Annotated in this window: 13 protein-coding genes; 8 read left to right on the top strand and 5 right to left on the bottom strand. The window is 66.7% G+C overall.

The genetic code is table 11. The annotated features are described in order from the left end of the window. The coding region (locus KBX53_RS08905; RefSeq protein WP_210858535.1) for a hypothetical protein at window positions 1-317 on the bottom strand (317 nt) is incomplete at its 3' end. A gap of 184 nt (window positions 318-501) precedes the next feature. Here KBX53_RS08905 and KBX53_RS08900 point away from each other — a divergent pair. From KBX53_RS08900 to KBX53_RS08890, 3 genes are all read left to right on the top strand, one after another. Next, on the top strand, window positions 502-1,335 hold the full coding sequence (locus tag KBX53_RS08900) for a hypothetical protein (protein WP_210858533.1): 834 nt from the start codon (window positions 502-504) through the stop codon (window positions 1,333-1,335). A gap of 60 nt (window positions 1,336-1,395) precedes the next feature. After that, window positions 1,396-1,617 carry a hypothetical protein gene (locus KBX53_RS08895; protein ID WP_030331398.1) on the top strand — a complete coding sequence of 74 codons (222 nt, stop codon included), beginning with the start codon at window positions 1,396-1,398 and terminating at the stop codon, window positions 1,615-1,617. A gap of 189 nt (window positions 1,618-1,806) precedes the next feature. Next, a complete protein-coding gene (locus KBX53_RS08890; protein ID WP_247675331.1) occupies window positions 1,807-2,691 on the top strand; it encodes a fibronectin type III domain-containing protein in 885 nt (294 codons plus the stop codon). A gap of 162 nt (window positions 2,692-2,853) precedes the next feature. Here the strand turns inward: KBX53_RS08890 and KBX53_RS08885 are convergent, their stop codons facing one another. The 4 genes from KBX53_RS08885 to KBX53_RS08870 are packed head-to-tail and all read right to left on the bottom strand — an operon-like array spanning window position 2,854 to window position 5,588. Next, window positions 2,854-3,330, bottom strand: coding sequence for an HNH endonuclease (locus tag KBX53_RS08885; protein ID WP_210858531.1), 477 nt, complete (start codon window positions 3,328-3,330; stop codon window positions 2,854-2,856). 9 nt (window positions 3,331-3,339) lie between these two features. Beyond that, entirely contained in the window at window positions 3,340-3,717 is a 378-nt protein-coding gene (locus tag KBX53_RS08880) for a GIY-YIG nuclease family protein (protein WP_210858530.1), read from the bottom strand. A 48-nt stretch (window positions 3,718-3,765) separates the two neighbouring features. Further along, window positions 3,766-4,467, bottom strand: coding sequence for a hypothetical protein (locus KBX53_RS08875; RefSeq protein WP_210858529.1), 702 nt, complete (start codon window positions 4,465-4,467; stop codon window positions 3,766-3,768). Beyond that, complete coding sequence (locus KBX53_RS08870) at window positions 4,464-5,588, bottom strand: FAD-binding oxidoreductase (protein WP_210858528.1); 1,125 nt, start codon at window positions 5,586-5,588, stop codon at window positions 4,464-4,466. Before KBX53_RS08870 ends, KBX53_RS08875 begins: the two co-directional genes overlap by 4 nt. Before the next feature lie 218 nt (window positions 5,589-5,806). On the opposite strand from KBX53_RS08870, the gene KBX53_RS08865 reads away from it, so the two are divergent. From KBX53_RS08865 to KBX53_RS08845, 5 genes are all read left to right on the top strand, one after another. Beyond that, window positions 5,807-6,325 (top strand): flavoprotein, encoded by a 519-nt coding sequence (locus KBX53_RS08865; RefSeq protein ID WP_030331410.1) that lies wholly within the window; start codon window positions 5,807-5,809, stop codon window positions 6,323-6,325. Between the two features lie 335 nt (window positions 6,326-6,660). Then, entirely contained in the window at window positions 6,661-7,959 is a 1,299-nt protein-coding gene (locus KBX53_RS36240) for a hypothetical protein (RefSeq protein WP_245233615.1), read from the top strand. Further along, on the top strand, window positions 7,956-8,519 hold the full coding sequence (locus tag KBX53_RS08855) for a GNAT family N-acetyltransferase (protein ID WP_030331414.1): 564 nt from the start codon (window positions 7,956-7,958) through the stop codon (window positions 8,517-8,519). Before KBX53_RS36240 ends, KBX53_RS08855 begins: the two co-directional genes overlap by 4 nt. Before the next feature lie 201 nt (window positions 8,520-8,720). Further along, window positions 8,721-10,448: a restriction endonuclease gene (locus tag KBX53_RS08850; RefSeq protein ID WP_247675330.1), complete on the top strand. Its 1,728-nt coding sequence runs from the start codon at window positions 8,721-8,723 to the stop codon at window positions 10,446-10,448. A gap of 197 nt (window positions 10,449-10,645) precedes the next feature. Continuing rightward, on the top strand, window positions 10,646-11,911 hold a 1,266-nt coding region (locus tag KBX53_RS08845; RefSeq protein WP_210858527.1), incomplete at its 3' end, for a DEAD/DEAH box helicase family protein.

Raw genomic sequence — 11,911 nt, 5'->3', positions numbered from 1 at the left:
GGTGTGGAAACCTCCTCCAGCGCGTACGCCAGGCGTTTGCCGCCCGGATCGGCGTCGAGCGACCTGGCGGCGCGCCACGGGCCGTACCCGAGGGGTCCGTAAGCCCAGGCCAGCACGGCGGTCAGTAGTTGCCGTGGGCTCGCGGACCCCGCCCGGTACGTGTCGGCCACTACGAAGACGTCGCGCCGCCAGAGCTCCCCGCCAGCTGGCAGGGTGTCGGGCCACGCCTCCGGGGGCAGCCCCGCCCGCCATCTGTCCATGTTGACCCGGACCGGAGCCCGCTCCCCCGGTAACACCACACCCCCGGTCGCCTGCATGGTCGCCTCCCCCCAGATCGCGCGCTCGCAGAACTCCGTGGTTCGGACACTATGGTCGGCCGCTTCCACCCGTTGCCTGCCGACAGCAAATCGCGGTATCACGCCTGTCTTTGGGCAGCCAGCATCTGACGGGATCGAGAACGTCGCATGGTTGACCTACGGTGCTCCCGTGCTTCCCCGAAACGTGAAGATCCTCGATCAGGTCCGCGCCGAGGCGCTGCGCCGCGGCATAGCCGCTGGCGACGTGGAGCGCTGGCTGGGGCTTGCCCGCCCGTCTGCCTTTCTGACACAGGGGGGTGACGGGCCGGTTGTGGGTGCCATCCGTGGGCCCGTGATGCTTCCGGCTGACGCCGAGGACCCCGAGTTCCCCCTGATCGCCACCATCGACTGCGCTGCCCTTCCGGCAGACGTGACCGACCTTCCACTACCGTCCGACGGCCAACTGTTGTTGTTCGGCTGGCCCGAGGAAAGCGGCTGGGGCGAGGTCATGTACGTGCCGGCAGGCGTGGCGGTCGAGGAGCGAGAGCAGTACCCGCCTGACTTTCCGCCGGACGACGAAGAGTTCGCCGAGGTCTACGCCGAGATCCCACCGGGCGATCTGCACCTCACCGTCGACATCTCGCTGCCCTACGTCAAGACGATCCCGGGGCCCCCGTGGTCTCCGCCGCTGCCGGGAGACCCCCCGTTCGAAGAGATGACCGAGTTGTGGAAGGACGTCCTGGGCAAGGTGCCGGACGGCCCGTTCTCTGGAGGCTGGACGCCGCTGCTGTTGGGCGGCTACGGCACTGAATGCAACGGCTTCAACCCCGCCTGGTTGGGCGCCAACCCCTCGGGCCGGTCCGGCCACGACGGAGGGGTACGCGGTGGCGGGCCACCCGACCATGGTGACTGGGTGGTGCTGGCCGAATTCCACGGAGGCAGACAGGGCGGCGCGAGCATCCACTGGGTGATCCAGCGTGCCGACCTGAAGGAGCGACGCTTCGACCAGGCGAGAGTCCTCGTCTACTGGAACCCGTGAGGCCGCTGGAGCTGACGGGGGCTCAGGACTAGCCGCACAGGGACCGGGTACGCGCGATCCATGGGTAGCCACAAGCAGAACAAACACGACAGCGGCGGCGAGTCGGCACGAGGCCGGCGGCATTCGGGCAGCGGCGCTCCGGGCCGCCAGGGCTCGCCCGTGGAGCACTCGCCCGACCAACGGCACCGCCGTACCGCGACCGGCCCGGCCGGCACCGAACGCGACCTGGGCCGGGCCAAGGTCTCGGGCGACGGGCGGATCCAGCGCCAGGGCGGCTCCTGAGCCGACCACCCAGCCGGTGCAGCCGCTCGCGTGTTCGCAGGGCGCCTGCATCGGCTGGTCGGTCTCTACGGCGTGGCGCGGGCATCATCTTCGAGCCGACCCGTCGCGTAATGGACTGGGCCCGTCGTCGGCGCGCACTGAACTGACGGACGATGGATGGCCATCGATGCGCATGCATACCATTCGGCTATGCCTGCTCGCCGCGTCACCGCCACCATCGCCCTAGCCACGCTGGCGAGCCTGCTCGCCGTCAACGCCGCCCGGGCCGACGGCCCGGCGATCAGCACCCCCGGCGCACCCACGGTGGTGGCCAACGAACCGCATCAGCTCACGCTCAGCTGGACGCCCTCCGCCTGGGTCGAGCCTGGCAACGAGCAGCCGATCAACTACGAGGTGCAGGTGCCGCTCGGGCCGAACACGTACCGCTTCCTCGGCTCCACCACCGACACCACGATCACGCTGACCGACCTCGCGCCCGGCACGACGTACCGGATCGGGATTGCCGCCCGCGCACTCGGCGGCTACTCCGACACCTCGCCCACCACCACAGTGCGCACCGCGGCGGGCCGCGCGACGGTCAGCTACTTCAACCTGGACTGGTCCCCGACGAACAACCAGATCCAGCACCTGCTGAAGGTGACCAACACCGGCACCGGGCCACTCGACCTGAGCACCGTGCAGGTGCGTTACCACCTGCGTTTCGAGGGCGCCAACACCTCGCTGGTGCCGAACTGCGACTGGGCCGCACTGGGCTGTGACCGGATCCGGCAGACCGTGCAGTTCTTCATCCCGCCAGGCGGGCCGCCCAGCGGGATGACGACCCCGGCGCCGCCGAGTTACCCGGTCCCCGGAACGCCAGTCCCCGGCTGGGTGGAGCTGACCTTCACCGACGGCACGCTCGCGCCCGGCCAGTCGACCGGGCCGATCCAGCTACGGCACCACCGGCACAGCTGGAGCACCATCGACGAACGCGACGACCCGAGCTGGCTCGCCGCCACCGGCCAGTGGACCGAGAACGACCGGATCACGCTGGACGTCGACGGGGTACGCGAGTTCGGCGACACCTACTCCTGACCGCGCGCCTGGTGGTCGCGGCGCGAACGGGCGTCCGGCCCGACTTGTCCTGACGAGCGTGATGCCTGTGAGTCATATTGATGCCTCACAGGCATCACGCTCTACCGCGAACTACCCCCGACCATCCCGCACCCTGGCTCTGGCTTCTGGCGTTCTACGACGTCAAGGAATGCATGCCACGTGGCGTCGGTGCCGAAGCAGCGCTTCCGGGTCTGGCAGGTCTTCGATCCTCCTCGGTAGGCGGATCCGCTGGCCGTGGTAGCCGGAGTAGTGCTCGGTGCCTCCCACGACGTGCAAGACGTACGACTCGTCAATCCAGATCAACCCTCGGTCCAGCAGGTTGTGCAGGTCAGCGCGGAGCAGGAGGCCGTTGTTGACCTGGTTGGTGGCCGGCCCGTCGTACGGGTCGATGTGTGCAGCCTGGAGCGCGGCCTCGATATCACAGCCGGTGATCGCGCAGCGGTTGCCGTACGCCTCCATGAGCCGGCGGCGAAAGTCCGCCTGCCCCTGCCGCGCGGTGACCTCGGCCAGCCTCCTACGCCGCCCCTCGGCCGCGGCCTCCGGCTCAATCGACCTGCTGCCGTCCGGGGAGTTCGCCAGGTCGTCAACGTTCAACACCTGCGCGGAGACCTCTGGCAACCTCGCTTCCTACGGCACATGCCTGTTGAATCGAGGCCCAAGGGTCGCGACCAGCGCCTCCTTCACGCCCCGCGCATCGTCGGTCCGCAGCCAGCGGAGGTCGCAATGAGCCAACCAATTGGCGATGTCAGCAGCCGCAGCCGGAGCACCGTGCTGGTCGAGCAGCCGGCCGACCTGGTCGTGCAGGACCGATGAGCCCCGATTGCCGGTCAGGTGCTGGCGGAGACGTCGACGTAGATCCCCGGTCGAACCGACGTAAACGACCTCGTCGTTCTCGACAACCACGTGCACACCGGGCGTTTGGGGAGCGTCACCGGCGGCGTCCCGTGTGTAGGGCCGCGCGGGGCTGAAGCCGGACAGCGGATCGTCGGAGGAAGTGTCGGACACGCCCAGACGCTACTGACCTGAAACATTTCTCGCGGTCCCGCGAAGCCGTCACCGTGCTCGTGCGACTGGCAGGTCCTCGACGTGGCCCCATTTGAGTTCGGTGCCACCGAGCAGAGCCGCCTCGCCCCACGAGACCCGGAGCAAACCTTCGTCGGAGTTGCAGGCGAACCCGACGAGCAGCACCCTCGGCTCGTCGGTCAACTGCTCCACGGCCTCCCGAAGAGCTGAGCGGTCGCGGGCCTCCTCCGGGGTGAGCGGCATCAGCGGCAGAGTGACCTCCTCATGGCTCGGCTCAGGCCCAAAGAGGATCAACAGGTCTCGGATCAGCCGGTTGAGGTCACGCCCCGGGCGGGCGTCGCGCATGTCCAGGTCGCTCCGCGTCGCGTACCGCCAGGGCAGCAGAAGATGCCCCCTGCAAATGGTGACCCGCACCTGGGCACCCGGTGGGTGCACGCCCACCACATCGGGGAGGTCGTGCAGATACTCGTGCAACACCTCGTACTGCTGCTTCCACCGAACCGGGCCGAACGCATGATCGGTGTCCAACTCCGAGGCATCGCGGGCATCCTGCGCGAGTTCGACCGCGCGGCGCAGGGCGGCCGGGATCGCAGTGCGCAGAGTGCTTGCCAGAGGTAGCCCAAACTTCTCGATCGACCACCGGGACGGACCGTCAGCATCCTCCACGCTGCTTACCCCCCGCACTGAGGCGAACACGCTCAGGCGTTCAAGCCTCTCATGGCGATCGATCAATGAGAAGGCGAAGCCATCAGTTGGGGGAACCCCTTGGGCAGGTGGATGCGGGAGGCAGGGACGCCGAGGGCCAGCAGCCGTGGCGGCGCACTGGCCACCATCGCGGGTGGGCCGCAGAGGTAGCTGTCGTGGCCGGGCTGGTGGTGTTCGAGGGCGATGGTCAAGGCGTCGCCCCGCTCGGCCGGCTCCGCGCAGGGGTCCTCGGAGAGGGCCGGCACAATGGTCAACCAGTCGTGGGCGCATTGCAGTTTGTCGAGGGCGATCGAGTCGTACAGATCGGTGAAGGTGCGCGCGCCGACGATCAGCGTCACCCGCCGGCCGCCCGGTGCGGTGGCGACCTGCTCGACCAGGGCGCGTAGCGGCGCCAGGCCGGTGCCGCCGGCGACGAGGAGCAGATCGCCCGTGCTCGCCGGATCGAGGCTCAGCCCGGTGTCGAGGGGTGGGCCGAACCAGAGCAGCTCGCCGGGGCATACCTGATGGACCAGGCGATGGGAGACGGTGCCGGCGGGTACGGCGCGGACGTGCAGCTCGACGGTGCCGTCCGCGCGTGGGGCATTGGCCGGGGAGAGCCAGCGCCAGTGACCGGGTAGGCGCGGGGTGCAGACCGGGACCGCCTGACCTGGCTGGAAGGGCAGCCGCCGCCAGGGACGTACCGTCAGGATGGCGATGTCGGGAGACGGCCGGTCGTGGTCGATCACCTGGACGTGCCACCAGGCCGGGCCGTCGCCGGCCTGCGCGGCGGCGCGGCGGATGGCGTGCGTGGCGTGGCACCGGGCGCGCCCGGCGGCGATGGCGAGCTGCGGCGTCCACAGTGTTTGCGCGTGGCGGACCACGGTGGCGATCAGCGCGTCGCCGATGGTGGTGGCATGCGGGAGCAGGTCGAAGTGACGGTACGCACGGCCGAGCACCAGGAGCAGCGCCGCCCGGTTCGCCGGGTCGTCGCCGCCGACCAGGAGACGACCCAACGCGGTGAAGAACAGCGGCGCGTCGCGGTGCGGGAGCAGCCCGGGGCGCCGGTCTTCGAGGGCGCACCAGAAGTCGGCGGCGGCCCGCACGTCGACCGACTCCCAGGCGGCGACCAGACTCGGGCGGTCGGGGTCGTCGTCGATCACGGTGGGCATGCCGGCTCCAAGACGTTGCTTCATGGATGGCACCGGGGCGGGCGGGAGGAGTTGCGCCGTTGAGGGCCGGCGCAACTCCGGGACAAGGCACCCGCCCCGGGCCATACGACGACTGTCCCGGCTGACCAGGTACGACGGCATGTCACAGTGATCATCGACGGCATGCGCGATCCGCATGCGGTCGACGTCGCGACGATCGAATCGGGCAGACTGCGGGCATGACGGAACGCCCGGTGCTGTATCTGGTCGTCTGCGCCGCAGGCCCGGCCGAACACATCGACGAGCTGGTCGACCTCCTGATCGCCGACGGGTGGCAGGTCTGCATGATCGTCAGCCCGACCGCCGCGCCGTGGCTCGACCGTCAGGCGCTGCAAGACAAGACCGGCTATCTGGTACGCGTGGAGTGGCGGATGCCCGGCGACCCCGAGCCGCACCCACCGGCCGATGTGGTGCTGGCCGCGCCCGTCACGTTCAACACGGTGACGAAATGGGCGCTGGGCATCAACGACACGCTGGCGCTCGGCGTCCTCAACGAATCGCTGGGCGCGGGGTTGCCGATCATCGCGTTTCCGCACACCAAGGCGGAGTTGGCGGCGCATCCGGCCTATTCCGGTCACCTGGAGGTTCTGCGTGCTGCCGGCGTGGTCGTGGCCGACGGCAAGCCGCTGGACTCGATGAACGGGCCGGGGCGTTGGGGCGTGGTCATCGACGCGCTGCGGACGGCACGCACGTCCTGAACGGTTGCCGCCTATTGGCGGTCCTTTGACGATATGCGTCGTGCGTATACCAGCGCACTACGCAGCGTGTTCAATGGATAGGCTCGGATGAGGCGAGACGGACGGAGCCGCCGGTGACCCACGCGAACTGCCCTCGGTGCGGCGGACGGCTGGCCCGGGACAACGACAGCGGACGGTGTACGCCGTGCCAGGCCGCCGAGCGGGACCGGTTGAGCACGCCACCGGTGGTGCCGGCGAGCTTCTGGGAGCACGAGCCGGTGCGACATGCCCTCGCCGAGCGGCATCTGGGGCGGGTGATCAGGGCGTACCGGTGCCATCCGTACCACGGTCGGGTCGTGTTGCCGCAGACCGTGGTGGCCGGGTGGTTGGGGATCACGCAGGCGCAGCTCAGTCGGGTGGAGAACGGACCACCGCTCGTGCACCTGGACCGACTCGTGCACTGGGCGAAGCTCCTTGGGATGCCGGCAAGGAGCCTCTGGTTCCGTCTTCCTGGTCAGGATTGCTGGCCCGATGCAAGCCCCATGGGTGGCGAAGCAATCAGCGCGCCGCCCGATGATCAGGTGGTTGAGCGAGGCAACCCTGCAGCCGTGGCGGTTAGCGTGGGGCAGGCATCAAGCAAAGGGGGTGGCGCTACGGACCGTCGACGCTTCAACGTACTGGCCGCGCTCGCGGGACTCGCTGCGGCTGGTCACACGTACCTGCTCCCCGGGCCGTCTGTGGAGGTTCCGGGAAGCATTGGCATGGAGCAGGTACGGCTCGCCAGTTCCCTGGTCGAGGATCTCCGGCGGGCCGACGCGGCCGTCGGGGCCGACCTGCTCTGCGACGTCGCCATGCAAGCGCACACGAGGCTGTCGGACTGGGCAGCGCGGGCGAGCTACAGCCGGGAGGTCGGTGACGCGCTCCAAAGCGCCCTTGCTGATTTATCCATCGAGACTGCCTGGCTCGCCATCGATGCTGATCGCCGGTCTGAGGCGCGGCCGTACCTACATGAGGCCATCACTCGTGCGCGAATCGCGGACGACCCACAGGTGGAGGTGCGTGCCCTCACGCACCTGTCGCTGCTGATCCGCGAGAGTCAGCCCGGCGAGTCACTGCACTGCGCCGAAGCAGCCCTACGAATCTCCGCCGGATGGGCCACACCTCGACTCACCACGTTGCTGCACCTGCGACGGGCACCTGCATACGCGGTTCTCGGGGATGCCAGCGGATTCAGTCGCGAGATGACCAAGGCCCGCCGAGAGTTGGATCGTGGCCCTCACGAGGATGACCAGGGTTTCGTGCACTTCGTGAACGCCCAAGAGTTGAACGGGATCGAAGGGCTCTCGTACCTTGCCCTCGGCAGACCCGAACGCGCTGTCCAGTCGTTGCGCGCGATCACTGCCAACCCCTCACCTAGTCATCGGCGGAACCAGGTGTACTACACGGTGCGACTCTCGGAGGCGACGTACCAGCAGGGTGACGTCAACGCGGCAGCACGTATCGCCCTGGACGTCCTGCCTGCTGTGCGCCAGATCAACTCGAAGCGGGTAAGTCAGCATCTCGCGCAGGTGCGCGGGAGCTTGGCGGCGCCACTGCAAGCGACCACGACGACCCGTCAGTTCGTTGATGCATACGACCAGGCGGTGAACGTGTGATCAAAGGTCTGCAACTTCGCCATCACAGCGCCGACGAGGCTGAAGGAATCACCGATCAACTTGTGGACCTCTACTTGGAGGTCTATGCAGGCTGCGGCGAGTTCTACAGTGAGGAGCGTTACCGGCACCAACTCGACCTCCACATGCAGCGAGCTGGGTGGAAGCTCGTCACTGCAACCGTTGAAGGAGCTTTGGTCGGATACATCTACGGGTTCCCGCTACCTCCAAACACGCGATGGTGGGAAGGCATTCACGAGCCCGTGCCGCCCGGGTTCACCCAGGAGGACGGGAAGCGCACCTTCGCGCTCAGCGAGCTGTTGGTGCACTCCGGTTGGCGGCGTCAGGGCATCGCAAGGGTGCTGCATGAAGACCTGATCGGTAGTCGAGCAGAGTCCCGAACGACGCTCCTGGCCCGTCCTGACAATGTCGCCGCGCAGACCGCGTACCGTTCCTGGGGCTGGGGCAAGATCACCAAGCTGCAACCGAGCTGGGAAGACGGACCAATCTTCGATGTCTTGGTTCGCAGCGCCACAGGGAGCCGCACCGACTCAAGTGGATGACTGCGGTGGTCAGGGATTGTGGGTGCAGGCACGGCGTGAGCCAGCAATCGGTCCACGGCTGCCATTAACGCTGCCCGTTGCCCAACTTCACTGGCAGGTCTCTCTCGCATCGAGCCGAACGCCGGCCAAGTGCAGCAACTAGGGTTGCCAGGCACGCATCGCACGGGTGCATCTGTCGGAGATCCGACACTAAGAACGTTAATGAACACGAACAAGGCAGGACGTAAGGTTCTGTCCAAGAATTTTGATTACAGCCGCAGAGCGGGTGTCGGGACGCCGAGTTACTGGCTATGGTGTCCGAACCGCAGTCGTCGCGACCTTAGGAATGGCGTGGGGATTCTCAAGGAAATGCAACGGGCGCAAGCTCGCCACGCGCGCGCCCAGAGGCAGGCTCAAGCCGCCGCCTACCGGCATCATCAGCACCTACACCGTGAGGCAGATCGCGCCAGGAAGGCCGCAGAGCGCGCGTCCGCCGCGAATGAACGAGAGCGCAAGCGACTCTACGCGGAGGCGCGCAATGCCGAGGTTGCGGCAAACAACTCGGACCTACAGGCGCGCATAGAGGAGCTCGATGGCTTGCTGCTGGCCACGCTTGATGTGGACGATCACATTGATTTTCGGCGCCTTCGCAAATCGGTAAATCACCCACCCTTCCAACCAGGGCCTCTCGGCACTCCCCTGTCACCACCGGATTGGCGACGTTTCGAACCCCCTGCCCCATCCGGCATTGGGAAGCTATTCGGCGGTCAGGCCAAGTATCAGCAGCATCTCGCCCAAGCGCACCACGCCTTCGCGCAAGCGCAGGCACAGCACGCAGCCGCAGAGGCCGAACGGCAGCGCCGGTTAGCTCTCGCATATCAGGGATACCAACAAGACCGGGCGAAAGTCGAGGCCGAAATTAAGGCGCACAACGCCGAGGTCGATCGCTTTGCAGGCGCAGTGGCCGCCGGGGACCCCGCTGCGGTGGTGGATTACTTCGGGATGGTGCTCGGTAACTCGGTCTACCCCGACGACTTTCCCCAGCACTACCGACTGGCATACGTGCCCGAATCCCGGCAGCTCGTGGTGGAATACCACTTGCCGACGTTGGACGTGATTCCAGCTGTGCGAGAGTACCGCTACGTCAAAACCCGTGACGAGATCAGCACCGTGGCGCGCCCGGCAAAGGAAATAAGGGAACGCTATGCAAGCATCGTGAGCCAAGTGACTCTGCGGACAATCCATGAACTCTTCGAGTCCGACCGAGCCGGACTGGTAGAGACAATGGTCTTCAACGGCATCGTCGACACAACCGACCCGCGCACTGGTACTGCTGTTCAACCCTGCCTTGTGACACTCCGAACGACCCGCGAAGTGTTTACCGCCCTGACGCTGCGCAGCGTCGATCCAGGCGCATGTCTGCAACACCTGAACGCGTCGGTTTCGAAGCGTCCCGAGGCCCTTGCGCCAGTTCGACCGGTGCTTGAGTTCGACATGGTGGACAAGCGGTTCATTGACGAGGTCGACGTGCTGGCCGACCTCGACCAGCGACCAAATCTTCTAAGGCTGACGCCGGGCGAGTTTGAGAGCCTTATCCAAAACCTATTCGCCAAGATGGGCCTCGACGCTAAACAAGCGCGTGCGTCACGGGACGGTGGTGTGGATTGCGTGGCGTTCGATCCTCGACCCATTTTCGGTGGCAAGGTCGTCATTCAGGCGAAGCGCTACCGCAACACCGTAGACGTTTCTTCTGTACGTGACCTATATGGAACCCTTCAGAATGAAGGCGCGTCTAAGGGAATTTTGGTTACAACAAGCGGATATGGCCCCGCCTCATACGAGTTCGCTTCAGGCAAGCCATTAGAGTTAATCGACGGCTCAAACCTGCTCTACCTGCTGGCCGAGCATGCAGAAGTTAAGGCTCGCATCGATCCAACTGACTTAGACTGATTTATGCCTGGACCAGCCGGTCAGCCAAGCCAAACCAGGATTCTGCAGTTCACTCACATTGAGAACTTGCCGACCATGCTCGCCGTGGGCAAACTCTTTGCCGACAGCATGGGTCGGTACGAGGCTGGCCACGACGTGATGGCCCCCAGCATCGAGGACAATCGCTGCAGACGCGCCTTGGCTGATTGGCTGTCAGGATGACGGATCTTGAGCGGGGTGTGTACGAGCACCTCATCACCCGCGAGCTGGCCAACCAACTCCAGCACGTCGATCCCGCCCTGATCCAGCACCACAAACTCGACCCCGCCGACGCGCACCACACCCTCGCCCGGCACATCGCCACCCTGGCCGCCCGCGCCCTCCAATCCCTCCCCAACGGCGACGACAAGCTCCACCACCAGGTCGCAATGGCGAACCAGATCGCCGACGCCATCGCCGCCCTGAGCCCGAAGGCAGCGACGGAGCAGGACCAGGTCACCGACGCCAAGCACCTGCTCCACGCCATCGCCGCCCCACCAACCTCACCCGCGGAACCCACCTTCCCGCAGCGCCCGACCACTCCCCTCTCCACCGGCGCGCTGCTGGTCAACGGCCGTCACCAGCCCCGCATCGGCCACGAGGTCAACCACGAGATGGCGTCGGCCGAGAGCGTCGACCTGCTCTGCGCGTTCATCAAGTGGTACGGCCTCCGCGTCGTCGAGCACGCCATCCGCGACCTGATCGCCCGGGGCGGCAAGGTTCGCGTCATCACCACGACCTACCTTGGCGCGACCGATCAGCGGGCACTTGACCGGCTCAAAGAGCTCGGCGCTGAGGTCAAGGTGTCCTACGAGACGAGGACTACCCGGCTGCACGCCAAGGCGTGGCTGTTCCGCCGCAGCAACGGCACCACCACCGCGTACGTCGGCTCGTCGAACCTGTCGAAGACCGCGCTGGTGGACGGCGTGGAGTGGAACGTCCGCATCTCGAACATCGAGCAGCCACACGTCATCGACACGTTCACGGCGACGTTCGAGGACTACTGGAACGATCCGGCGTTCGAGGCGTACGACGCGGACAGGGACGCCGAACGCCTGCGGCAGGCACTCACCGGAGAACGCCGCGACGAAGCACCAACCGAGATCTCGAACCTGGACGTGCGCCCGTACCCGTACCAGGCGGAAATCCTTGCCGACCTGGACGCGGAGCGGTTGGTGCATGGACGGTGGCGCAACTTGGTGGTGATGGCGACCGGCACGGGCAAGACCGTGGTCGCTGCCCTCGACTACCGCCGGCTACATAAGGCGGGCCGCGCAGACTCGCTGCTCTTCGTCGCTCACCAGGAACAGATCCTGCGGCAGAGCCTGTCCACGTTCCGGCAGGTCATGGGGGACGGCAGCTTCGGCGAAACTTTGGTCGCGGGCGAGAAGCCGAACGGCTGGAAGCACGTCTTCGCCTCCATTCAGTCGCTGCACCGCCGGGAG

The sequence above is a fragment of the Micromonospora sp. M51 genome (assembly GCF_018070305.1).
GTDB classification, from domain to species: domain Bacteria; phylum Actinomycetota; class Actinomycetes; order Mycobacteriales; family Micromonosporaceae; genus Micromonospora; species Micromonospora parva.
This window is presented reverse-complemented; position numbering and strand designations above follow the sequence as displayed.

Bases quoted from the DNA above. Each gene is read 5' to 3' on its own strand.
- KBX53_RS08890 (WP_247675331.1), top strand. From the start codon at position 1,807: ATGCCTGCTCGCCGCGTCACCGCCACCATCGCCCTAGCCACGCTGGCG.
- KBX53_RS08850 (WP_247675330.1), top strand. From the start codon at position 8,721: ATGAACACGAACAAGGCAGGACGTAAGGTTCTGTCCAAGAATTTTGAT.
- KBX53_RS08865 (WP_030331410.1), top strand. From the start codon at position 5,807: ATGACGGAACGCCCGGTGCTGTATCTGGTCGTCTGCGCCGCAGGCCCG.
- KBX53_RS08870 (WP_210858528.1), bottom strand. From the start codon at position 5,588: ATGCCCACCGTGATCGACGACGACCCCGACCGCCCGAGTCTGGTCGCC.
- KBX53_RS08895 (WP_030331398.1), top strand. From the start codon at position 1,396: ATGGGTAGCCACAAGCAGAACAAACACGACAGCGGCGGCGAGTCGGCA.